The following is a 25,062-nucleotide window of genomic DNA, read 5'->3' as shown; positions in this document are numbered from 1 at the left end:
GGATAGCAGATGAAAAATTTGAAAAAGATAAGATAGGGAAACGAGGGTAGCAGATTCAAGGGGATCTGACGGGTGTTAAACACCCGTTCAGAATCAATGAGATTTACAGCACGCCTTGTGCCAACATTGCATCCGCAACTTTTACAAAGCCAGCAATGTTCGCACCTTGAATATAATTAGTTTGCTTACCTTCACCACCGTAATTCACACAAGCATGGTGAATATCTAACATGATGTGATGTAAACGCGCATCCACTTTCTCTGCTTTCCAGCTTAAACGTGCCGCATTCTGTGCCATTTCTAAACCAGAGGTTGCAACCCCCCCAGCATTGGCTGCTTTACCTGGTGCAAAAAGAACACCGGCTTCAATAAAGGCATCTGTTGCAGCAATCGTTGTTGGCATATTTGCGCCTTCAGCAACCGCTTTAACACCATTTTTGATCAAGGCTTTTGCTGCCTCTAGATCTAATTCATTTTGTGTTGCACAAGGTAGAGCGATATCAACAGGAACAGCCCAAGGTTGTTGCCCTTCAAGATAGGTTAAGCCAAATTCTTTGGCATATTCTTCAACACGGCCATAGTTATTTTTAATTTCCGTTAGACGTGCCAGTTTTTCCGTCGTAAATCCAGCTTCATCAACAACCGTACCACCTGAGTCTGATGCTGTAATAACCGTAGCACCTAGCTCTAAACATTTTTCGATGGTGAATTGTGCTACATTACCTGCACCAGAAACGGCCACACGCATCCCCTCAAGAGACATACCATGACGTTTAAGCATTGCGTTAGTAAAGTAAACTAAACCGTATCCTGTCGCTTCTGGGCGGATTAAACTGCCACCGAATGAAAGACCTTTGCCTGTAAATACACATTCATTGCTATTAGACAATTTTTTCATCATACCGGCCATAAAGCCGACTTCTCGTGCACCCACCCCAATATCCCCTGCGGGAACATCTGTGTTAGCGCCTAAATGGCGATAAAGCTCTGTCATTAAAGCTTGGCAAAAGCGCATCACTTCCCCGTGGCTTTTACCTTTAGGATTAAAGTCAGATCCTCCTTTAGCGCCTCCCATTGGTAATGTTGTTAAAGCATTTTTGAATGTTTGCTCAAAACCTAAGAATTTTAGGATGGAGAGATTCACAGAAGGGTGAAAACGCATCCCCCCTTTGTAAGGTCCAATCGCTGAGTTAAATTGAATACGCCATGCACGATTAACTTGCACTTGCCCTTTATCATCTAACCAACAAACGCGAAATTGGATAATACGTTCAGGCTCAACTAAGCGCTCAAGTAATGATTGTTCACGATATTGTGGGTTTTTCTCTAAAAAAGGCCACAAAGTGGTAAAAACTTCACGAACCGCCTGATGATACTCAGGCTGATGAGCGTTATATTTTTCTACCCCTTCTAAAAATGAAGACAATGAGCCAGATATATTCATTCCGCTATTCCTTTTTGTGTAATGTGATGATTGCGTAACCTCATTTATTCGGAATATTTTTGGGTTTTGTGAGGTTGATGTTGTTTTGCTTCTTGAATATATCATTAAAATACATTCACACTTCAAGACATTTTTTTCATAATTAGACAAAAAAAAAAGGTTGACTCTATTTAACATCTGGAAAAATAGGAATTTTAGGCAAAAAAATACCTGCATAGGCAGGCATTTTTTTTGCTTAAACAAGCAAGCGATTATTATTCATCATCTTTCAGAGGAACAATTAGCATATCAACATGAACAGTATTTATTAACTGGCGTGCTGAGGACATTAATTTGCTCCAAAAGTCTTGGTGATGACCACAAACGACTAAATCCATATCGTATTTTTTAATCGCATCAACCAGAACTTGGCCTAAATCACCGCTACCACTCAAGGTTTCCTGAATTTCATAGCCTGATTTATCTGAAAGGTCTTTTAACGCGTTACGGGTTTCATCAGTAATACGTTGTTGCATATCACCGAGGTTGACATCAATTAGACCGGTATAAAGATCAGAATAGTTAACATCAACATGAATTAAGGAAACTTTGGCATTATAGGGTTTTGCCATAGATACAGCTTTCTGTACTAAGACGTTACTCTCAGGGGATAAATCAACTGCCACTAGAATATGCTTATAAGCCATCGTGAACTCCTTCCATAAGCTGATTAATCGATTGGAAAGGCGGTTAAGCCTCAATCCTATGTATTAAATATAACGTTTTAAGATGAAAGTTAGATGTCGCCTTGATCACAACTTATGACAGATTCATCAAGAAAAGCATCTAGCGATAAATAACAATATACACCATTTTAGATTAGTACGATGTCATTCACCGACAATATCATCATAATAATGAGAATTGAGTATAAAAAACAACAAAAACACCCTTTTAGAGTTATTTTTTATCCATTTTTTTGAAAAAGGAAACAACTTGAATAAGTCACTTTTGTTTATTACTTAATTTCACCTAAACTTAAATAAGAGAAAAAGTAACCTCTATGGGTAAAGGTTTTCTCATCTCAGAATCTATTATTCTAGGGAGGGGATTATGTTTAATGTCATTGTTATCTTTTGGGCGCTTTGTATACTTTGCCTGATTAATATGATGCGTTATTTTTCATCTATTCGGGTACTACTTACAATATTGCGCCAATCCGATCCATTACTCTATCAATCGGTGGATGGTAATGGGTTCTTTACTATGCATGGGCAACTTTCAAAACAATTGCGACTGATCCGCTACATCAACCAACGCCAATATACCAACCACCATAATCCTGAAGTGATTATGCGTTGCGAGCGAATTTATCGACAATTTTACCTTGTGAGCCGTTTTTGTATTTTGGCTGTAGCAAGTTTAATTGCGATGCTGATTTGGTAAGTGACAAAAACAAAAAACGGTGACTAAAAGTCACCGTTTATAAACAAATTTGGGTCGTTTATTGTTATCAACCATTCACAATGAATGTCAGCGATATCCAATAAAGTAAACCTGATAAACCAATGCTAATTGGTAATGTTAAGATCCAAGCCAGTGCGATATTCTTCACCGTCTTCGTTTGAACCCCTCCACCATCAACAATCATTGTACCTGCAACCGCAGATGACAGAACTTGTGTTGTTGATACAGGCATACCCGTATAACTTGCAACACCAATGGATACTGCCGCTGTTACCTGAGCAGAAACCCCTTGAGCATAAGTCATACCTTTTTTACCAATTTTCTCACCAATCGTTACTGCAACGCGTTTCCAACCTACCATTGTCCCAATAGAGAGCGCTAATGCCACGGCAATAATGATCCAAATCGGCGCATATTCCACAGTGTTTAGCAGGTCACGACTCAATGTTTTTAAGAACCGTGCATCTTGGGTACTAGTTTCAGGTAGTTTAGCCACTTCTGTTGCGGTATCAGCGATACACATTAGTAATCGGCGCATTTGAGCACGCTGGTCTGCTGTTAGTTCATCATAAGAACTAATATTTGCCAGCATTTGTTCTGTTTGATTCAGAACAATTGGCGTTCTCGCACTGTTACAATGGAAATCCGTATCACTAAGATCAGTTTGGGCTGATACTGCGGGTGTATTTTCGATAGCATGCTGTAATGCTGGCTGATGCTTCTCATAATACTGTTGTAAATGAACAACCGCATCATGTGTTTTGGTGATATCATATCCGCTCGCACTCATATTGACGACAAAGCCCGCAGGCGCCACGCCAATTAAGACCAACATGATAAGACCGATACCTTTCTGCCCATCATTTGCACCATGAGAGAAACTCACCCCAACTGCAGATAAAATCAATGCAGTACGGGTCCAAAATGGTGGCTTACGCTTACCATCTTGTTTCTCACGTTCAGCAGGTGTCAGGTGAATACGACGACGTTTTTTCGTACCACTCCAGTAACGGCGTAGTAAGAAAATCATCGCACCTGCAATAACCAAGCCGATAATTGGAGAAAGAATGAGTGATAGGAAGATACTGATCATTTTTGGTATGTTTAACGCGTCAACGATAGACGAATCTGTCACGATAGCATTTGTTAAACCAATACCAATGATAGCACCTATCAGCGTATGTGAACTTGATGCTGGAATACCGAAATACCATGTACCTAAGTTCCAGATAATGGCAGCTAACAGCAACGAAAAGACCATGGCAAGGCCATGAGCTGAGCTCACATTCAGCAGAAGATCTGTCGGTAACAAGTGAACAATAGCATAAGCTACGCTCAATCCACCGAGCAAAACTCCAAGGAAGTTAAAAACACCCGCCATCACAACCGCAAATTGCGCTCGCATAGCACGAGTATAAATAACCGTTGCTACCGCATTTGCGGTATCATGGAAGCCGTTAATAGCTTCATAAAATAGCACAAATAGTAGTGCTAAAACCAACATTAAACCTGTATGAAATTCTAGGTCAGTAAACAAATGTAGCATAGACGTTAAGCCAGTTAGTTGGACATGAACGCGGCGCATTATCAGCGACAAATGCGAACGGTGGAAGCGAAATTTAACCTTTTTTTGATTTGATAACCAAGAAAATCAGAGCCTTTTTAAGATAATTCCTTATATATCATTCAATTAATAAAAATAAAAAAAAAGTAAATTTCTGACAAATTTTTTCCTTGCTAATACGAATTTAGGTGAAAAATACAGATTTCTCCATATAATTTTACAAAAACACTCTGATCTTACGCGAAAATCATTGATTAAGTAGTCAGAGAAAACCAAGAACGAGATATCATTGTGGGATCATACGATACAGTAATTATAGGTGCAGGTGCCGCGGGGCTTTTTTGTGCGTCTTTAGCAGGACAAGCAGGATTATCTGTTTTAGTGCTAGATAACGGTAAAAAAGCGGGTCGGAAAATTCTTATGTCAGGAGGTGGTCGTTGCAATTTTACCAATATGTATATCGAGCCTTCAGCCTACTTATCAGAGAATCCTCATTTTTGTAAGTCAGCACTTGCTCGCTTTACTCAATGGGATTTTATTGAACTAGTGCAAAAACACAACATTGCCTACCATGAAAAAACATTAGGACAACTCTTTTGTGATGACTCAGCACAGCAGATTGTGGATTTGTTACTGACAGAGTGTCAAAAAGGAAAAGTAAGTATTCGCTTACGTAGCGAAGTAACACAAATCGAGAAAACAGACGAAGGCTTCACTATTTTTGTTGATGGAAAAGCAATGACTGCCTCATCAGTTGTCATTGCCAGTGGTGGGCTTTCTATGCCTGGTTTAGGGGCAACCCCTTTTGGTTATAAAATTGCAGAGCAGTTTGGTCTGCCCGTTTTACCGACTCGTGCAGGATTAGTGCCTTTTACACTGCATAAACCTCAACTTGAACAATTTAGCCAACTCTCAGGAGTGGCGGTTCCAGCAACTGTAACTGCAAAAAATGGAGTGAGTTTCAAAGAAAATATTCTCTTTACTCACCGAGGTCTTTCTGGCCCTGCTATTTTACAAATATCAAGTTATTGGCAACCTGGAGAGTATGTGAGTATTAACTTACTTCCAGATAATGATCTGGAACACTTTTTACAGGAAAAACGACAAGAACATCCTAAACAATCATTAAAAAATACGCTTTCTCGCCTATTACCAAAGCGATTGATCGAAATAATGATAGAAAATAAACAACTCCCAGATATCTCTCTAACTCAACTCAGTAACGAGCGCATTACTCAAATTGCAACTTTGCTACAAGAATGGCCAGTTCAACCTAATGGCACGGAAGGATACCGCACAGCAGAAGTCACACTAGGTGGCATAGATACTCGCGCCCTTTCCTCTAAAACAATGGGATCCACAAAAGTAAAAGGGCTCTATTTTATTGGTGAAGTGGTCGATGTAACGGGTTGGTTAGGTGGATATAACTTCCAATGGGCATGGAGTTCAGCGTATGCCTGTGCGCAAAGTCTTATTTCAACATCAAAATCAACGTTTGCTGAGTAATAATGAATAAATTTGCAAATATTAAAGTTATAAATATTAGTTTTATAATTCTATAAAATTATAAGTTATACATAACAAAAACCCAGTTATCATCAATATGTGATGCCTGGGTTTTGCTTTATCTTTTAATAGTGGCTCAAAATAGCTTATATCCCCTCTTTTATACTGGTTTTATCACTCATTTGTTCTTCTTTTTCTATGAATAACCTTATAAAAATTACTGTTAACTAATTGGTTATATTGCTTTTTTAAAAAATTATTAAAATAAAACGACTCGTTAATCAGTGAGTTAAAATCTTTTCAGCTTTTTTTTCTATTTTGCTTAAAAAAAAGACTTTACAAATGATACTGAGAACTATTATCATCAATAACACTTTCAGATGCACCACCTTCAGGGTGATATGAAAGAACGACATTGCTCACATTGCTTCCAGTGTTTTATTTTAGCCAGCCGGGTGCTGGCTTTTTTCTTTTCTAGAACTTATTCGATATTTTTATTTTCTCTTATTCAAATTATTTGGATCCTCAGGTTAAATTCCTCCGCTTTTCTACTTTGTGCTATTGCGTAAACTGTGTTCAACAACTTCAGAGAAGGAAACACATTATGATTTATCTACGCAAAGCAAATGAAAGAGGACACGCTAATCATGGTTGGCTAGATAGCTGGCATACCTTCTCTTTCGCAAATTATTACGATCGTGATTTTATGGGGTTTTCTGCATTACGCGTTATTAATGAAGATCGCGTCATGCCGGGTGAAGGTTTTGGTACTCACCCTCATAAAGACATGGAAATTTTAACCTATGTGCTTGAAGGTAATATTGAGCATAAAGACAGTATGGGTAATAAAGAAAATGTACCTGCAGGTGAATTCCAGATAATGAGTGCCGGTACGGGGATCACTCACTCGGAATATAACCCTAATAGTGATAAGGGACTACATTTCTACCAAATTTGGATTATACCTAATACGCTCGGTATCACACCACGTTACGATCAACGCCGTTTTGATACCACAGAGAACAAACAACTTATTTTGTCGCCAGATGCGCGTGACGGCTCTTTAAAAGTCTTTCAAGATATGACGTTATGGCGCTGGAATCTGAAACAAGGTGAAGAAGCACAATATCACCCCCAAACAGGGCGTAACGTTTGGCTACAAGTTGTAAAAGGTAAAATAACGATTAATGACATTATTGCGACCACCAGTGATGGTGTGGCAATTGCTAATGAAGATATGATCCGTTTCGTTGGTGACGAAGACAGTGAAATTTTACTGTTTGATTTACCTCCTGTAACAGCATAGTTGGGCTATCACCCTCTAAAGTCAATTTTTCTCTAATAAACTATTTCACTTTATTTTTCTCTTCCCTGAAATTCTCTCGCATTTCAGGGATTTTTTTTATTTAAGATAAAAAAACACCAAAATCATATCCTATGAATTTGGTGTTTCGAGATCCATACTGAGAGAAATTAACGTTTAGGCCCAACTTTAGTCAATGCTTGACCTGCTGGCGTATCCGTATATTTATCAAAGTTTTTCACGAAGCGATCTGCAAGATCGTCTGCTTTAGTATCCCATTGAGCTTTATCCGTATAAGTATCACGAGGATCCAAGATTTCACTGTTAACACCCGGCAATACAGTTGGGATCTCTAAATTAAACACAGGTAATGTTTTCATCGGTGCTTTATCAATATCACCATTTAAGATGGCATCAATAATAGCGCGTGTATCTTTAATTGATATACGCTTACCCGTACCATTCCACCCCGTATTAACTAAATAAGCTTTTGCACCTGATGCTTGCATACGTTTTACCAATACTTCAGCGTATTGTGTTGGATGCAGAGATAAGAACGCAGCACCAAAACAGGCTGAGAATGTTGGTGTTGGCTCTGTCACTCCACGTTCCGTTCCTGCAAGTTTAGCCGTAAATCCTGATAAGAAATGATATTGTGTTTGTTCTGGCGTTAAACGAGAAACCGGAGGTAACACACCAAAAGCATCTGCCGTTAAGAAAATAACTTTTTTGGCATGACCCGCTTTAGAAATAGGTTTAACGATATTATCAATATGATAAATCGGGTAAGAAACACGCGTATTTTCTGTTTTTGAGCCATCATCGAAATCAACAGAACCATCGGATAATACAACCACGTTTTCTAATAGTGCATCACGTTTAATTGCACCATAAATATCAGGTTCAGCTTCTTTTGATAAATGAATTGTTTTCGCGTAACAACCACCTTCAAAGTTAAAGACGCCGTCATCATCCCAACCATGCTCATCATCACCAATTAGCTTACGCTTAGGATCCGTTGAAAGCGTTGTTTTACCTGTACCTGATAAACCAAAGAAAATAGCCACATCACCACTTTCGCCAACGTTTGCTGAGCAGTGCATAGAAGCTATACCTTTAAGAGGAAGGAAGTAGTTCATCATAGAGAACATACCTTTCTTCATCTCGCCACCGTACCAAGTACCACCGATTAACTGAATGCGTTCAGTTAAATTGAAAGCAACAAAGTTCTCAGAATTGAGTCCTTGTGCCTTCCAATTAGGATTGGTACATTTGGCCCCGTTCATCACAATGAAGTCTGGTGTAAAATTTTCCAACTCTTCTTGTTCGGGACGAATAAACATATTTTTAACAAAATGTGCCTGCCAGGCAACTTCCGTGATAAAACGGACTTTCAAACGTGTATCTGCATTCGCACCACAAAATGCATCAACGACAAACAAACGTTTGCCTGATAGCTGATTGGTTACTAATGATTTTAAATCAGACCATACTTCTTGTGAGAGGGGCTTGTTATCATTTTTACCTTTTCCCTGATCAGCCCACCACACGGTATCACGAGTAACATCATCACGAACAATGTATTTATCTTTCGGAGAACGTCCAGTAAATATACCTGTATCAACGGCAATAGCGCCTAACGAGGTTAATGTGCCTCGCTCATAACCTGTTAATCCAGGCTTAGTTTCTTCATTAAATAACAGCTCATAGCTTGGGTTATAAATGATTTCACTCGTGTCCTTAATGCCGTACTGCTGGAGATCCTTAGGGGTAAGACCTTTAACGCTCATAGTTTCGCTCCTGATAAATAGACCTTTCTACGAGCAATATTAGGGTGTTACGAGTAATTAACAGCGATTGTTATCAATATTTTGAAAATTTATAATTTTTTTATTTTAAGAACGAGAGCTAATGCACAAAACTACAGAAAAATTGTTGAATAAAAAAGGACGCAAAATAGCGTCCTTTTAATAAAATCACCTTGCTAAATCGAATCAGTGTAATTCAGAATCATTTAACTTATTGATATTATTAATATCACTCTCAGTAAAGATGTAATGAGTTCCGCAATACTCACATTCCATATCAATATTTCCTTGTTCTTGTAACAGGTGATTCACATCTTCTTTAGACAATGTTACTAATGTATTTTCACAACGTTCACGAGAACAAGTACAATGAAATTCAACAGCTTGAGGTTCATAAAGAGTGACATCTTCTTCGTGATATAAACGATGTAAGATCTCTTTAGTATCTAGTGTAAATAACTCTTCAGCTTTAATAGTGTGAGTTAATTGTGTAAGTAATTCAAAATGTTCTGCTGTATGCTCAGCAGTGAACTCTTCTGATGCAGGTAGTACTTGTAATAGCATACCAGCCGCAGCAGGCTTGCCCTCTTGTATACCACTACGGATAAATACACGAGTTGGTAACTGTTCTGATTGCTTAAAATAGTTATCAATACAAGCTTCAATATTTTCACCATCAAGAGCAACAATGCCTTGATAACGCTCACCTTTCTCCGGAGTTACTGTGATGACCATAAAACCATTACCAATCATCTCTTTTAATGTACTGCCCGCCTTAACATCATCACTCACACGCGCAACACCACGCATTTGTTGATTATTGTTGCCATTGATAACCGCCAATCGTACCGGGCCATCGCCTTGTATTTGAACAGTAATATCTCCTTCAAATTTAAGCGTTGCTGTTAACAAGCTCGTTGCCACCAGCAAATCCCCTAGAAGACATTGAACAGGCTCAGGATAATGATGATTTTCAAGCATAGATTGATAGGTTTCAGTCACATTGACCAATTCACCACGTACCGCGTTTTTTTCAAATAAAAAACGTGATAAAGAGTCTTTTTTAGACATAATTTTCTCTCATTTCAGGGAATCGTTTAATCCGATTCTTGTAAATTTGTCTGTTTGAAGCGAAGTAAGGTACGTCTTTCCTTTTTATCAGGGCGACGCTCAGGATGAGGCATAGTTAACGCATTCATTTTTCTCGCTAGCGCCATTTTTTCTCTTTTAGTGATACTCTCTGGAGTTTCACAATAGAGTGCCTGCGCTTGTGTAGCACCTTGTCGTTGCGCACTCACCATTAGAATGGTTACTGTCCGTTCATCATTACCTTGTCTTAGGCGTACTTCAGCGCCTTCTTCAACGATTTTACTTGGTTTGCCTCTCACACCATTGTAGTGAACTTTTCCACCTTCAATCATTGTGCGAGCAATAGCACGCGTTTTATAGAAACGTGCAGCCCAAAGCCATTTATCTAAACGGACACCACTTTCTTGTGATGATTGACTCATCCCTTTCTCCTTAACTTCAACTTCTTTATGAAGGCGATAGTGTAAACACATAGCCTTCCACAACAAGGGACTTACTGAGGAGGGCGATAAAAACAGTGCTCATAATAGAGACTGATCTTATTCATGCGTTGGTTATTTTGTCGCCGACGCCGGATGATAAGAAATAGGTTCAATACTAAAAACCCGATAGCAAGAAACAATAATAACGTATTACCGATGTAATATAACATTGTCATTGGATCAGGCAGGCTATGTAAAAATATCTGTAACGTGCCATTTGCATCAACAACCATGCCAGTTATTACACCACCTGTATCAAAAGGTGTGTGCAATAAAATATCGGATAAACGCTGTAATTCTCGCCACTGTTCTAACGGAGTAGGTTCAAACACTGAGTTTGAACTTGAAGCGTAATCAACAAGCTGTTTTCTTTCATCACTGATTAATAGCACACCACCAGGTGGTGGACTATTTAACAGTATTGCGGCTTTATCTATTTCTCGGTAGATAAAAGAAGATGTGGTGGTATCGATAAGCTTTTCCAAGGCCTCAGCACTTACTGCTCGTAATAAAACATTGGTACCAGTTAATTTACCACTCTCAGCGCGTTGAACTAATGCCGTCCAATCATTGACGTTACTTAAGTTCACTAATGCCATTTTCAAACGGATACATTCATTTTCTCTCGGACATAAATCTTCTGTTTTCAACACAATACCGTCGAAGTTATCTAATAGATTCATTCCTGATTTAGTAATTGCTTGACCTAAACTTGGGTTAACTCGATTATTAGAAACGGGATGAAGTTGCTCTTCAACCATATGTAATAGCGCTGCCGCTTTTTCAATTGTACTCGACTCAGGCATCGGCATTGGATTGCTGTTGTTCCAATAAATGCCAGAACAATCAAAAGGTGCAAAAATGGTTTTATTATTCTTACTTGATAGATTAGGTGGCATATAACACATCCCAACCCCTTTCGCTTGAATAATATCCCCAACATGCAAATCGGTTGTTTCCAACTCAGTAAAATTAGTCACTAAATGCGGTTCTGTATCTTTTAGCCATGAAAAGCTAAGTTTCATTGACAGAGAAAGTGGCTGATAAAGATACAACATACCTATAATAAACAAGCTCCAGAAAACGAAAACAATATTTTTAATATACCGTTTATAAGGATAATTTTTTTCTTCATCATGCAATGAAAGATAATTTCCTTGCTTTATAACATGATGACTAGGATACATTTCTAAATAGGTCACCTTATCAATATCACTTTGAATATAAGGCTCCCAATGAGGTGGATAAATAAGATCTATCCCCCCTAAAGAAACATTTTTTACCTGTCCATGATCAAAGTTGCCAAAAAGTCCCCAACGTTTCAAACGTCCTTTAAAACAGTGAACTTCTTGCTTACGTGGCTTAATCAAAGGATTGTGAATAAGGAAAAGACCAATGGCAAGAAATGCACTTCCTATCGCTAAGATCCAAGGAAGAAAAACTTGGGGCATCATTAAGGCCGTTAACCATAATGTAAGCCCAATACAAACAAAAGAACCATCCCAAAAACCAGATGAGTTATGTAATCGATATTCTTCGTTAGTCTCTTCTCTAATTTGCAGGAGGTGAGCAGCATCACCCTCATTTTTTTGGATTGTTGATGAACCATTTGCCAAGATAGGTTCAGAAAGCTGTTTTAAACTGAGTGCGGAAAAATGAATTTTTTCATCTTTTAAGAAATGCCCATTAACACCAACGACGATGGGGATAGATGGCGTACACACAACATCAAGGACATTTTCTTGTTGAAGATAAGGAACAAGTAGCGGGGGGATATGAATTTCTACAGCATCAATATAGTAACGCCAATGATTTAGTCCTTCCGAAGACCCTGCAAAACGGTTAACGATATTTCTTAATGTCGTCACAATTTCGCCTTTAATTGGCATTTCGGGGAAATTTTGTAATGAATATCCAGAAGAAAAATCTGACGTACCAAAATAAGATAAATAATCACTAATAAGCCCATAATCATCAGCAGTGAGCTTACGATAAGTCGGTTTAGCAAGAGATGGGAGATGATGTGAGTCATCAAGCCGCCTTCTTTTAAAGAATAGAAAGGCGGCCATTATAAATAGGCTTATCATAACGATAGCCAATATAATGACTGATAATCTCATTTTTTCCCCATACTTATACTGATGCTGCGTAGTAACAATAACAAATTTAAAACCCTGCCTAACATAAGGCAATTCCTATTCTTTTGTTCTATTTTTTATTTAAATACAATAGATTATCTTTTTGTCACGGCGTTATAATTTATATCTCTTATCAATTTTATATCCGCTAACAAAACTATCTTCGGGTAAAATAGCGAATCAATAAATAATAATATTCTCAAAAAATCAATAGATAACTAGGTTTAATAGCGGAGTGTACTCAATTTTCCCTTAAAAGCTAAATCTAATTGTTAGATTTATTTTGTCATTAATGTGTTAAATTCAGGTTAATCTCTATTCTGCCAGGGGCTGTTATGAAAGAACTTAAAAAACCCAATATATTAAACATTGATAACATCGCCCGTTCTCAATTATTTCAGATCCAATCCGTTAATCTGGAGTTTAGTAACGGGGAAAAACGTATTTATGAGCGCATGAAGCCAGCTAACCGTGAAGCCGTTATGATTGTTCCGATTATTGATGACAACCTTATCCTTATTCGAGAATACGCTGTCGGTATCGAAAATTATGACTTTGGCTTTCCTAAAGGTGCCATTGATCCTGGCGAAAATGCCCTACAAGCCGCAAACCGCGAACTCAAAGAAGAAATTGGTTATGGTGCCCACTCTTTAACAGAAATAGCAAAACTTTCTATGGCACCCTCTTATTTTTCCAGCAAAATGAATATCGTCATTGCACATGATCTTTATCCTGAACAACTGGAAGGCGATGAACCAGAACCTCTTATCCAAGTACGTTGGCCTATCGCAAAAATGATGGATTTACTGGATCATCCTGATTTTACCGAAGCACGTAGTGTCAGTGCTCTCTTCCTCGCACATCGCTATTTACAAAATAAATAGGTAATAAAAAACCGGACGTTAACATCCGGTTTTTTATTTTTTGATTAATTAGAATAACTCGTTAGATTCACCATTATCCTCAAAAATCCGTGTTCCCACTTCACTTTTTGCACTTTCCGTTGGTTGTGTACCTTCAATAAAATACTCTTTCATTGATGCACCTTCACCTGCGAGTTTGCCCGTTCTTCTATCTATTTGAACAGCAACAACACCTTTTGGTACCGGCATCATATTTACAGGCACACCATCGAGTGCAACTTTCATAAAGTCATTCCAAATAGGTTGCGCTGTTTTAGCACCCGCTTCACCACCACTAGCCGCCGTACGTCCTAGGTTTCGGCTACTGTCATCAAAACCAATCCAAGCTGTAGCAACAATATTCGCACCATAACCCGAGAACCACGCATCTTTAGAACTGTTGGTTGTCCCAGTTTTACCACCAATATCTTGGCGTTTTAAGTCACGAAGAGCTCGCCAACCTGTACCAGACCATCCAGGTTCACCGACAAGGTTTGTCCTTAACGCATCATGCATTAAGTAAGCCAGTGGTGTGCTGATGACGTGTGGTGCATAAGGGCTTTCTTTAACAGTTTCAGCTAACGGAGCTTGTTCTAATTCAATGTCAGGTGCTGCATCAGCAGGCTGTGAGGTATTAGACTGAGCAACATTTTCCATATAGTCATCTGATAAAGCAATAGAACGCATGGTATCACCATAAATAACTGGAATATCAGTACAGTCTGGACACGCTACTTTTGGCTCCGCAGTAAACAGCACTTCACCTTCTGCATTTTCAATACGTTGAATATAGTAAGGTTCAATTAAATATCCTCCATTCGCCATAACAGCAAAACCGCGCACCATTTGCATAGGTGTAAATGATGGCGAGCCTAATGCTAAGGATTCTGTTCTATCTATATTTTGATTAGGAAAACCAAAACGTAAGAGATAGTCTGCGGCATAATCCACGCCCATTGCACGCATTGCACGAACCATTACTACGTTTTTAGACTGACCTAATCCCTGACGTAAACGAATAGGACCTGCGTAAGTTGGTGGTGAGTTTTTAGGTCGCCAATCAGTGCCTGCTCCCGCATCCCAACGACTAATCGGTAAGTCATTAAGTAACGTAGATAAGGTTAAACCTTTATCTAAAGCAGCCGCATACAAGAAAGGTTTAATATTCGAACCTACTTGGCGTAATGATTGAGAAACACGATTAAATTTACTAATTTCAAAATCAAAGCCCCCTACAAGGGCAATAATTCCACCATTTAACGGATTTAATGCAACAAATGCCGCATTAACGCCCGGAATTTGTGCTAATACCCAATTATTATCATTATTTTGGCGAACCCAAATTTGCTCACCAGCATTAACAACCGCATCAACTTTTGTTGGTGTCGCACCTTGAGCTGTATCTGAAATAAACTTACGAGCCCAACGAACGGCTTTTAAATCAAGAGTTATGTTATCGCCATTCTTTAAAACGACTTTCGCTTCTTTGGCATCCACAGACAACACAACCGCTGGAATTAATGGTCCATACGTTTGGATTTGTTTTAATTTTTTACTAATTGCGTCGTTATCCCACGGCGTTTGGCCTGCACGCCAAAGGACTTCTTGAGCACCGCGATAACCATGACGCATATCATAATCAATCACATTGTCGCGTAAGGCTTTTTCAGCGGCTAATTGGTCTTTACGAATAACGGTAGTGTAAATTTTATAGCCATCAGTATAAGCATTTTCACCATAGCGCTCATACATCTCCATTCTCACCATTTCAGTAAGGTATGGAGCTGAGAAATCAATCTGAGGTGCATGATATTTCGCAACAATAGGTTCCGCTCGCGCACTTTCATACTGCGCACGAGTAATGTAATTCTCTTCATACATACGCAGTAAAACAACATTACGACGTTTTAAAGCACGATCATAAGAATAGAGTGGATTGAGTGTAGAAGGGGCTTTAGGTAAACCAGCAATGACGGCCATTTCATTAAGGCTAAGGTCATGCACACTTTTACCAAAGTAAACATAAGCCGCGGCCCCCACACCATAAGCACGGTTACCCAGATAAATTTTATTTAAATACAGTGTTAAAATTTCATCCTTAGTTAACTCTTTTTCAATGCGAATAGCCAAGAAGGCTTCTTTGATTTTTCGCATCAATTTCTTCTCAGGTGTTAAAAAGAAATTTCGTGCTAATTGTTGCGTAATGGTACTTGCACCTTGAGAAGCTTGTCCTGAAGTTAATGCCACCACTACCGCACGCGAGATCCCAATAGGATCAATACCGTGATGCTCACGAAAACGGGTATCTTCTGTTGCAATAAAAGCATTAATTAATTGAGGAGGCATCTCCTCCAACGTTAACGGTAAACGACGTTTTTCGCCGTATTGTGCCATTAACTCTCCGTCTGCACTAAAAACCTGCATAGGGGTTTGTAAACGAACATCTTTTAATGTCGCCACATCAGGTAACTGAGGCTCAACATACTTATACATACCGTATATCGAAGCAGCTCCCAAAATTATGCAAGCCAAAACGAAGATGAAAAAATATTTTAAGAACTTCACCTTAAATTTCCCATGTAGTGTGAATTGGGCAGTTTATAAACAAACAGTGCGTAGTATAAAGGTAACGCCCCTTTGAAAATAGGCAATTACTCATCAATAGATATGGATATCATTTATGGAAACACACAATTACCAGATTGGAATTGAAATTAATACTCATCATATCAATGCTGTTTTGGTCTTTCAGCAGAATAAACAATGGAAGATCAGTGCATTTTGGCAATTCCCTTTACCTCTCAATGACGATTTAGATGATACAAAATTAAGAAATATCTTAATAAACTGGCGCAAGGATCTCCCTTTTATTAACAATATTACCCTTTCGTTACCCGATATTTATGAAAACTATCAGACTATCCCGCTACCACACCCCGTTTCCCTTACATCTGCGGCATGTTATCGACTAGCACAGTTACGAGCCACATCTTACACACAAAATACCAAAATCCCTGTTAATTTTGACTATCGGCAAAATAACGGCAAACTCGCTATTCATTTATGTCATAAGGTCGCATTAGATAAGTATATTGCCTTATTCTCCCAAATAAAGTTAACACTCTCTGCGATTGATCTTCCTGCGTGTGCGCTACGTTATTTAGCCTCTTACCTTAATATCTCACCAAAAAGTAAGCTTATTTACTGCAAAAATAACTCTCTCTTTTGGGTTTCATCTGATGATGAAATGCCCCATTACGGCACGTGCTCTTATCAGAATCAACAGGAGCAAAAAAAACTTATCTATCAACTAATAGAAAAATATCATTGGTCTAAAGAGCAATGTTATTTTGCTGGTGATAATGCGATATATTTTAACCATTTAATGCCTCTTTGGCCTGATTTTTCCCATTGTTTATTTCAATTCACCGCAAAAGAAAGCTCACTTTCTCTTATTGCGCTTGGTTTAGCATTACGCCCTTGGGAGACATCATGTATCAAGTAAATTATCTACCGTGGCGCCACAATTTATTTAGAAAAAAAACAGTAATATGGACTTATCAAACGTTAGTGTTTATCACTATCACGCTGATAGCTTGCGGTTATTACACTTATCATTTAGTCCAAAAAAGAGATAGCACCACAGCACTACATATTCGAACCCAGCAACAAGAAAGGAGCTTGCTAGAGCAACTCAACATTTATCAACAACAGAAAAAACAAACCTATTTATGTTATCAACGCTATTCGCTCTATTATCAAAATTGGTTACGTTATTTACATTACATACGTTTTTTTCAAGCTATTGAAACATATCTCCCACCGGCTGTATGGGTAAGCCATTATTCTGGTATGGATAATCGTCACTCTTTGGCACTTATTTTACCCAATACACACACGCTCTCTTTTATAGCCCATTTTAAACATCACCCCATTCTTGCCCCCCTATCACTGGATTATTTACAACAAAGTAAAATCTCCCCGTCCTATACCGAAGTTCATCTAACAGGAAAATGGGAAATTGATGAGCGATGGAATAAAAAAGAGGTTGAGAAAATACCATGAAGATAAATGTGAAATGGTTACAATTTGTGGTTTCTCTTGCGATGTGGCAAATAACATTACTAAGCTTAACGATACCTTTTATTATCTTTCTACTTTACTACTTCTTTATTTATACAGACTATCAGCAAGAAATAACCCAACAACACATGGAAATAAAACAAAGTCTCTCTCGTATTCATCATTATCAAAGGACGTTAGAGACAATTCCCTCCCTCGGATCACTTATAGCACAACAAGCGGATTATAATATTCCATTGAATATCCCCTCAGCTTCTGAGCAACTACAACACATACTTATGACTTATCATTTCATCCCTGAAACTTGGGAGAATTCATCTAATTCATTATATAAACTCACGTTTACTTTGCCTTATGCCCGCTTCTTAACTTTACTAGAATTCCTTAATCAAACCGGATTATTGCTTGTTTCTCTCAATATTATGCCAACAGAGACTAAGTTACTTTCAGTTCAAATTACACTGACGACACTAAAGGAACTCTCTTTAGAACAAGGGGACATATCATGAAAATAGTTTTTTTTTTTATTGTGTTATTGATGACAACTTCCGTTTTTGCTCATTCGAGAGATCCATTTTTTCCTGACGTCCTTGATGTCATTAATCATGAAAAAGCACCACCAACACTCATTGATGAACCATTGACTAAAACTCAACAAACTGAACAGTTACACCATCGGCTCTATCCATTAAATTATGCCGATGCAGATACGTTAGCAAAACAACTTAGCACGCACGCTATTCCACTATTAAGTAAACAAGGCCGTGTCATTGCTGATAGTGACGCTAATAGCCTTTCTATTGTTGATAATGATAAAGCACTTTCTGAAATTGCAGACTGGCTGAGATTAAAAGATACACCACAACAGCAAGTTTATATCACTGCGCATATCATCAGTAGCAGTCAAGACGCGTTAAATGAATTAGGTGCTCAATGGGGATTGCACACGTTAAAAACAACCCATGTTGAAGCAACATCGACACACCCTAACACAATATCTCCCCCTTCAAATTCAGCTTTATCAATACCTTCGCTTTCTGCTTTATCACTCCATCAAAACACCAAAAACCCACTTCACTCTATTGCCTTTAACATTGCTCGAATTAACGGCCGGCTATTAGAACTTGAGTTAAGTGCATTAGAACAAGAAAAGCAATTATCAATTATTGCCAGCCCAAGATTGACAGCAGCTCATGAGAAAACAGCCTCAATCAAACAAGGAACGGAGATCCCCTATGTCAGCCGAGATAATGAAACCACTCGTGTTCAATTTAAAGAGGCCGTATTAGGGATGGAAGTCACACCGATGATCCAAAGGAATAAAAAGATAAGGTTAATACTTAAAATAAGCCAAAATACACCAGGTATCGCACTTGTACAGGGAGGAAGTGAGCACCTTTCCATAGATAAGCAAGAGATCAGTACAGAAGTCACGATTAATGATGGAGAAACCATTATGTTAGGAGGAATATTTCAACAAAAGCAGCAAGAACATACAGCAAACATTCCTTTATTATCTTCTATTCCGTTATTAGGAGTACTTTTTAGCCATAAAAGAGATCAGCAGAGTCGCCATGAATTGGTTATTTTTATTACACCCAAATTAATCTAACTTTTTATGCAAAAATTTTTTTGTTTTTAAAATACAATAAATTACCTGTTTTTTACTAGGATTAAACTGAGAGTTATTCATTGTTTTTTCTTATAATCAGTATTTATAGATTTGACGATGAGGACGATTTAGCTTACAAGGGTTAGCTAATTTGAGTGAGCCTGAAACATCACAATGATAATACGGATACATTTTATGCACTTCCTCTATTCTTGGAGGTAGGGCTTTTTATATGTAATATTGATCGCTTGATGACGAAAAAGACAATATTATCAGATGCGGTTTTCCGACTAAATTGTGTTAGAATCTTCGCGTTGCCAACAAAGATGATTACTTTTTAGTAGTTTTTGTTATGTACTGTAGGCAAAGGGATTTTTATCCTATGTTGTTGTTTGCAACAGCATGTGGTTATTTTATAGCGATCTACTGAAAGAACTCAGTCTTATTATGAGAGTAGATAACAAATGTTATCAGGTGTGTATTAGATAAACACTCATAAATTTCAGTTTAGGTCCCGTCGCTGAATGAATTTGGCGGGGCGGGTTATCATTAACGAATATCTTAGTAATACCAAAAACATGGCAGAGAAACGTAATATCTTTCTGGTTGGGCCTATGGGTGCCGGCAAAAGCACTATTGGTCGTCAGTTAGCTCAACAACTTAGTATGGAGTTTTATGATTCCGATCAGGAAATTGAGCGGCGTACAGGTGCGGATGTAGGTTGGGTATTTGATGTAGAAGGCGAAGAAGGCTTCCGTCAACGAGAAGAGAAAATCATCAACGAACTCACTGAAAAGCAAGGTATCGTGCTTGCTACAGGTGGTGGTTCGGTGAAATCGCGAGAAACCCGTAACAGACTATCTGCACGTGGTGTGGTTGTTTATTTAGAAACAAACATTGAAAAGCAACTCGCTCGTACCCAACGTGATAAAAAACGTCCTTTATTGCAAGGTGTTGAGCCTGTGCGCGATGTCCTAGAGACATTAGCTGAAGAACGTAATCCTCTTTATGAAGAGATTGCTGACATCACAATTCATACTGATGATCAGAGTGCAAAAATTGTAGCCAATCAAATAATTGAATTATTAGAACAAAACTAATAAATTCAGCTATTTATAAGGTTAAACAAAGACAATAAGAAGAAGGCCACTGTTATGGAAAAAATCGCTGTCACATTAGGTGAAAGAAGCTATCCCATTACCATTGCTTCTGGCCTTTTTCATCAACCTGATACCTTTTTACCATTAAAATCAGGGCAGCAAGTTATGATAGTTACAAATGTAACGCTTGCTCCGCTGTATTTAGAAAAGGTAACAAATACCTTAAAGAAACAAGGTATTTTGGTTGATAGCGTGATTTTACCTGATGGCGAACAATATAAATCGCTTGAAATCATGAACGATGTCTTTACTGCATTATTAGAAAAAAATCATAATCGAGATACAACACTTATCGCATTAGGCGGGGGTGTTATTGGTGATCTAACCGGTTTTGCGGCAGCAAGTTATCAACGCGGTGTTCGCTTTATCCAAGTACCGACTACCTTGTTATCACAAGTTGATTCATCTGTTGGTGGAAAAACAGCAGTTAATCATCCTCTTGGCAAGAATATGATTGGGGCTTTTTACCAACCAGCTTCTGTCATTATTGATCTCGATTGCCTTGCCACATTACCACCTCGTGAACTTTCATCTGGTTTAGCTGAAGTTATTAAATATGGCATCATTTTAGATAAAGACTTCTTTATCTGGCTTGAGAATAATATTGATAAACTTTTGGCACTTGATCCTAAAGCGATGGCATTTTGTATCCGTCGTTGCTGTGAGCTTAAAGCGGAAGTTGTCGCCGCAGACGAAAAAGAAACCAGTGGATTACGTGCACTCCTCAATCTTGGCCATACTTATGGGCACGCTATTGAAGCTCATATGGGATATGGCGTTTGGTTGCATGGTGAAGCCGTTGCCGCAGGTATGGTAATGGCGGCAAGAACCTCTCAAGCACTTGGTCAATTTACTGAAGAAGAAACACTACGTGTCATTCAATTACTTGAAAAAGCAAATCTTCCTGTCAATGGCCCAGTAGAAATGACACCTGATGACTATTTACCTCATATGATGAGAGATAAAAAGGTATCTGGTGGCAAATTACACCTCGTTTTACCAAAAGGTATCGGTCAATCCGAATTACGTGCGGATATTTCTCGCGAACAAGTCCACAAAGCGATAACATCTTGCATTAATGCAAATTAAGCTCCCCATTACCTGACTAGAAGTAAACCAGAACACCTATTTAAGGATAATTCTGGTTAATATTGTCAAATGCAACGTTTCGGAAAAAGCGTTTCATCCTTATACTATGAGGTAATGGCTAAGGCTGAATAGAATATTTTCGCTTTTTGACGCTCTGACGGAGGGCATAATGGACGAGTTCAAACCTGATAATGAAACCAAGAGTGATAACTCACTCAAACCTGATACATCGGATAGACCTGAACGTCGAACCAACCGACCTCGTAACAACCCATTAAAAAATGCGCGCTTCTCTGTATCCCGTCAACAGATGATGATTGGTGTTGGTGTCCTCGTACTTATTCTGCTAATTATTGCAATAAGCTCTGCATTAAAATCACCAGAAACAACGGAACCTTCATCGCCAACCGGAACAGAAAGAAATATCGATCTGTCTCAACAACCATCATCCGTTACGCCTACAGAAAATAGCCAACCATCAACACCTCAAGCTATTTCTGGGCAAGAAATCCAACCTGCGACACCGCCTTCACAAAATTTACCTCCAATGATTGATTCACAAGGTCAACGTGTTGAGATCCCTGGTGATATTGTTGATTCTTTAAATCAACAACAAGCAGGTATAAACCAAGCAACAGGTCAGCAACAGTCATTAAATTCACAACAACCAAAACCAGAGAAACCTGTTACACAACCACCAGCAACCAAGCCGGTGCAACCTGTACAGAAACCGGCTGAAATAAAAACACCGCCAACAAAACCGGTAACTCCACCAGCAACAACACAATCTAAGCCCGCCTCTAAGCCCGTGGTTTCAGGTTCATTGTCTGCCGGCAATTTAAGTTCTATTCCAGCTTCAAATTACACATTGCAACTAAGTGGTGCAAGTCGCCAAGATACCTTAGAAGCTTTCGCTAAAAAGAACCTTAATGGAAACTACGCTATCTATAAAACTCAGCGTAATGGTAACCCATGGTATGTACTCATCTATGGTAACTATCGTAATATAAGCGAAGCTAAGCAGGCTGTTTCTTCATTACCAACACCGGTACAAGCGAAACAACCTTGGGTTAGACCGATGAAACATGTTCATCAGGATCTAAAAAAATAATTAAGACGAGGTTCACCGCTGATATGCTGTCTGAAACAGAGTACAATCGGCGACTCTGAAACGATTGAGAAATTTGGACGGCATGAAAAAAAAACGCGCATTCCTAAAATGGGCTGGTGGTAAGTATCCTTTGGTAGATGACATTAAACGTCATCTGCCTGAAGGTAACTGTTTAATTGAACCTTTTACGGGTGCCGGTTCTGTTTTTTTAAATACAGAATACGATTCATATATTCTTGCCGACATAAATAGTGATCTAATTCATCTCTATAATACGGTAAAGCAGCATCCTGAAAAATTTATGGAGGATGCTCGCTTATTATTTACTCCTCAAATGAATATTGCAGAAGAGTTTTATGAACTACGACAAGAGTTTAATCTCTCAACTGATCCTTATCAGCGTAGTGTCTTATTTCTCTATCTTAACCGCCATTGTTACAATGGGTTATGTCGTTATAATTCAAAAGGTGAATATAACGTCCCTTTTGGCCGTTACAAAAAGCCTTATTTCCCTGAAACAGAGTTAATTTGGTTTTCTGAAAAGGCACAAAAAGCCACATTTGTTTGCCAAAGCTATTCATCAACGATGACAAATGCAGAAAAAGGCTCCGTTATTTATTGCGATCCGCCTTATGCACCACTATCACCAACTGCAAATTTCACGTCATACCATACAAATAGCTTTAGTTTTCAAGAGCAGGAACATCTGGCTCAACTTGCCTCAATGCTGGCTTACGAGAGACAGATACCCGTGTTAATATCCAATCATGAGACTGCGTTAACAAAAGAGTGGTATGTAAACGCAAAAGAGCTACACAGTGTGAAAGTCAGAAGAACAATCAGTAGCAACACACTCGGTCGTAGCAAAGTGAACGAATTACTAGCTTTATATAAATAATCGTTAACACCTCCCGACAAGGGGAGTGTTGTCAGGAGAATGCGATGAAAGATTTTCTGATTGCCCCTTCTATTTTATCCGCTGATTTTGCACGTCTTGGCGAAGATACTGAGAAAGTACTTGCCGCAGGTGCTGACGTTGTCCACTTTGATGTCATGGATAACCATTATGTTCCAAATCTAACGTTTGGCGCGCCAATTTGTAAAGCCTTGCGTAACTATGGAATTACTGCTCCCATTGATGTTCACTTAATGGTAAAGCCGGTTGATCGCATCATTCCTGACTTTGCAAAAGCAGGTGCAACTTATATTTCATTTCATGCAGAAGCCAGTGACCACGTTGACCGTACTATTCAGTTAATCAAAGATTGTGGTTGTAAAGCGGGTTTAGTACTTAACCCAGCAACCCCTTTAAACTATCTCGATTATGTAATGGATAAATTAGATCTTATCCTGCTGATGTCCGTTAACCCAGGCTTTGGTGGTCAATCATTTATTCCTAACACTCTCGATAAATTACGCCAAGTTCGTAAGATGATTGATGATGGTGGTTATGACATTCGTTTAGAAATTGATGGCGGTGTCAAAGTCGATAATATTGCTGAAATTGCCCAAGCGGGGGCGGATATGTTTGTTGCTGGCTCTGCTATTTTCAATCAGCCGAACTATAAACATGTTATCGACAATATGCGCCGTGAATTAGAAAAGGTATCGTAATGACAGATAAAAAACTCAAAGGCATCCGTGCTATCGCCTTTGATCTTGATGGCACACTCACTGACAGTGCAGTAGGACTTACAGAAGCAACAGATTACGCATTGAAAGCAAAAGGCTTTCCTCCTGCTGGCAAACATAATGTCACTATTTGGGTAGGCAACGGCGTTGATATGCTACTCACGCGCGCTTTGCATAACGCTGGTGTCGAGGATGTCACTGAAACCCTATTAAAAGAAATGCGTGACCTTTTTGATGCACATTATGCAACTTCCGTCAAAACAGGCAGTGATTTATTCCCACACGTTAAAGAAACGCTTGAAGTATTAGCTTCGCATAATATTCCATTAGGCATTGTCACCAATAAGCCATCACCTTTTATTGCTCCATTATTACAGCAACTGGGAATTGATAAATATTTTTCCTTAGTGCTAGGAGGAGATGATGTTAAAGAAAAAAAACCGCATCCAGCACCATTATATTTAACAATGGGCACATTTGGTGTTAAAAAGGAAGAACTCCTTTTTGTTGGGGATTCTCGCAACGATATTATTGCAGCACAAGAGGCACAATGCCCTTGCGTAGGTTTAACCTATGGCTATAACTACGGCGTATCTATCGCAGACAGCAAACCAGATTATACTCTCGATAATTTTGCCGATTTGCTCTCAATCCTCGACATCACGCCAATGACAACTGTGGAATAGAACTAAC

The 25,062-nt window shown here is 38.7% G+C and carries 22 protein-coding genes; 14 read left to right on the top strand and 8 right to left on the bottom strand.

Annotation, left to right across the window (positions count from 1 at the left end):
- Positions 1–103: 103 nt before the first annotated feature.
- Entirely contained in the window at positions 104–1,444 is a 1,341-nt protein-coding gene (gene gdhA / locus GWI97_RS06930; protein WP_036933605.1) for an NADP-specific glutamate dehydrogenase, read from the bottom strand.
- Between the two features lie 254 nt (positions 1,445–1,698).
- Positions 1,699–2,130: a universal stress protein UspA gene (gene uspA / locus GWI97_RS06925; protein ID WP_023583131.1), complete on the bottom strand. Its 432-nt coding sequence runs from the start codon at positions 2,128–2,130 to the stop codon at positions 1,699–1,701.
- A gap of 406 nt (positions 2,131–2,536) precedes the next feature.
- Here uspA and uspB point away from each other — a divergent pair, with 406 nt between their 5' ends.
- Positions 2,537–2,869 carry a universal stress protein UspB gene (gene uspB, locus GWI97_RS06920; protein WP_036933603.1) on the top strand — a complete coding sequence of 111 codons (333 nt, stop codon included), beginning with the start codon at positions 2,537–2,539 and terminating at the stop codon, positions 2,867–2,869.
- A gap of 67 nt (positions 2,870–2,936) precedes the next feature.
- Here the strand turns inward: uspB and pitA are convergent, their stop codons facing one another.
- On the bottom strand, positions 2,937–4,436 hold the full coding sequence (gene pitA / locus GWI97_RS06915; RefSeq protein WP_036933601.1) for an inorganic phosphate transporter PitA: 1,500 nt from the start codon (positions 4,434–4,436) through the stop codon (positions 2,937–2,939).
- A 309-nt stretch (positions 4,437–4,745) separates the two neighbouring features.
- Between pitA and GWI97_RS06910 the strand changes: the two genes are divergently transcribed.
- Both GWI97_RS06910 and GWI97_RS06905 read left to right on the top strand, forming a co-directional pair.
- Positions 4,746–5,960, top strand: coding sequence for an NAD(P)/FAD-dependent oxidoreductase (locus GWI97_RS06910; RefSeq protein ID WP_036933598.1), 1,215 nt, complete (start codon positions 4,746–4,748; stop codon positions 5,958–5,960).
- Between the two features lie 604 nt (positions 5,961–6,564).
- Positions 6,565–7,266 (top strand): pirin family protein, encoded by a 702-nt coding sequence (locus tag GWI97_RS06905; protein ID WP_036933595.1) that lies wholly within the window; start codon positions 6,565–6,567, stop codon positions 7,264–7,266.
- Between the two features lie 167 nt (positions 7,267–7,433).
- Here the strand turns inward: GWI97_RS06905 and pckA are convergent, their stop codons facing one another.
- The 4 genes from pckA to umoB all read right to left on the bottom strand — a co-directional run bounded on the left by pckA (position 7,434) and on the right by umoB (position 12,762).
- Positions 7,434–9,053, bottom strand: a complete 1,620-nt coding sequence (pckA, locus tag GWI97_RS06900) for a phosphoenolpyruvate carboxykinase (ATP) (protein WP_103005178.1) — start codon at positions 9,051–9,053, stop codon at positions 7,434–7,436.
- A gap of 204 nt (positions 9,054–9,257) precedes the next feature.
- On the bottom strand, positions 9,258–10,142 hold the full coding sequence (gene hslO, locus GWI97_RS06895; RefSeq protein ID WP_036933593.1) for an Hsp33 family molecular chaperone HslO: 885 nt from the start codon (positions 10,140–10,142) through the stop codon (positions 9,258–9,260).
- A gap of 26 nt (positions 10,143–10,168) precedes the next feature.
- Positions 10,169–10,582 carry a ribosome-associated heat shock protein Hsp15 gene (gene hslR / locus GWI97_RS06890; protein WP_036933591.1) on the bottom strand — a complete coding sequence of 138 codons (414 nt, stop codon included), beginning with the start codon at positions 10,580–10,582 and terminating at the stop codon, positions 10,169–10,171.
- Positions 10,583–10,653: 71 nt separating this feature from the next.
- Positions 10,654–12,762, bottom strand: coding sequence for a flagellar biogenesis regulator UmoB (umoB, locus tag GWI97_RS06885; protein WP_036933589.1), 2,109 nt, complete (start codon positions 12,760–12,762; stop codon positions 10,654–10,656).
- Between the two features lie 353 nt (positions 12,763–13,115).
- On the opposite strand from umoB, the gene nudE reads away from it, so the two are divergent.
- Positions 13,116–13,664, top strand: a complete 549-nt coding sequence (nudE, locus tag GWI97_RS06880; protein ID WP_036933588.1) for an ADP compounds hydrolase NudE — start codon at positions 13,116–13,118, stop codon at positions 13,662–13,664.
- 48 nt (positions 13,665–13,712) lie between these two features.
- Here the strand turns inward: nudE and mrcA are convergent, their stop codons facing one another.
- Complete coding sequence (gene mrcA, locus GWI97_RS06875) at positions 13,713–16,247, bottom strand: peptidoglycan glycosyltransferase/peptidoglycan DD-transpeptidase MrcA (RefSeq protein WP_036933586.1); 2,535 nt, start codon at positions 16,245–16,247, stop codon at positions 13,713–13,715.
- A 115-nt stretch (positions 16,248–16,362) separates the two neighbouring features.
- Between mrcA and GWI97_RS06870 the strand changes: the two genes are divergently transcribed.
- The 10 genes from GWI97_RS06870 to GWI97_RS06825 all read left to right on the top strand — a co-directional run bounded on the left by GWI97_RS06870 (position 16,363) and on the right by GWI97_RS06825 (position 25,055).
- Positions 16,363–17,187, top strand: a complete 825-nt coding sequence (locus GWI97_RS06870; RefSeq protein ID WP_036933583.1) for a hypothetical protein — start codon at positions 16,363–16,365, stop codon at positions 17,185–17,187.
- Positions 17,175–17,747, top strand: coding sequence for a hypothetical protein (locus GWI97_RS06865; protein WP_052038418.1), 573 nt, complete (start codon positions 17,175–17,177; stop codon positions 17,745–17,747). The genes GWI97_RS06870 and GWI97_RS06865 overlap by 13 nt, the downstream gene beginning before the upstream one ends.
- Complete coding sequence (locus GWI97_RS06860; protein ID WP_161751891.1) at positions 17,744–18,274, top strand: hypothetical protein; 531 nt, start codon at positions 17,744–17,746, stop codon at positions 18,272–18,274. Before GWI97_RS06865 ends, GWI97_RS06860 begins: the two co-directional genes overlap by 4 nt.
- On the top strand, positions 18,271–19,377 hold the full coding sequence (gene pilQ / locus GWI97_RS06855; RefSeq protein WP_161751890.1) for a type IV pilus secretin PilQ: 1,107 nt from the start codon (positions 18,271–18,273) through the stop codon (positions 19,375–19,377). The genes GWI97_RS06860 and pilQ overlap by 4 nt, the downstream gene beginning before the upstream one ends.
- A gap of 578 nt (positions 19,378–19,955) precedes the next feature.
- Positions 19,956–20,477 carry a shikimate kinase AroK gene (aroK, locus tag GWI97_RS06850; protein ID WP_036914409.1) on the top strand — a complete coding sequence of 174 codons (522 nt, stop codon included), beginning with the start codon at positions 19,956–19,958 and terminating at the stop codon, positions 20,475–20,477.
- Positions 20,478–20,531: 54 nt separating this feature from the next.
- Complete coding sequence (gene aroB, locus GWI97_RS06845) at positions 20,532–21,626, top strand: 3-dehydroquinate synthase (RefSeq protein ID WP_036933579.1); 1,095 nt, start codon at positions 20,532–20,534, stop codon at positions 21,624–21,626.
- Between the two features lie 169 nt (positions 21,627–21,795).
- Complete coding sequence (locus GWI97_RS06840; RefSeq protein ID WP_036933576.1) at positions 21,796–22,737, top strand: SPOR domain-containing protein; 942 nt, start codon at positions 21,796–21,798, stop codon at positions 22,735–22,737.
- 82 nt (positions 22,738–22,819) lie between these two features.
- Complete coding sequence (gene dam, locus GWI97_RS06835) at positions 22,820–23,635, top strand: adenine-specific DNA-methyltransferase (RefSeq protein WP_036933573.1); 816 nt, start codon at positions 22,820–22,822, stop codon at positions 23,633–23,635.
- A gap of 44 nt (positions 23,636–23,679) precedes the next feature.
- A complete protein-coding gene (gene rpe, locus GWI97_RS06830; protein WP_036933570.1) occupies positions 23,680–24,351 on the top strand; it encodes a ribulose-phosphate 3-epimerase in 672 nt (223 codons plus the stop codon).
- A complete protein-coding gene (locus GWI97_RS06825; protein ID WP_036933568.1) occupies positions 24,351–25,055 on the top strand; it encodes a phosphoglycolate phosphatase in 705 nt (234 codons plus the stop codon). Before rpe ends, GWI97_RS06825 begins: the two co-directional genes overlap by 1 nt.
- The last annotated feature ends 7 nt before the right edge of the window (positions 25,056–25,062 follow it).

The organism is Proteus sp. G2300 (assembly GCF_009915965.1).
Classification (GTDB): Bacteria; Pseudomonadota; Gammaproteobacteria; order Enterobacterales; family Enterobacteriaceae; genus Proteus; species Proteus vulgaris.
Note: the sequence above shows the minus strand (reverse complement) of the source record. Positions and strands in the feature narration are given on the sequence as shown.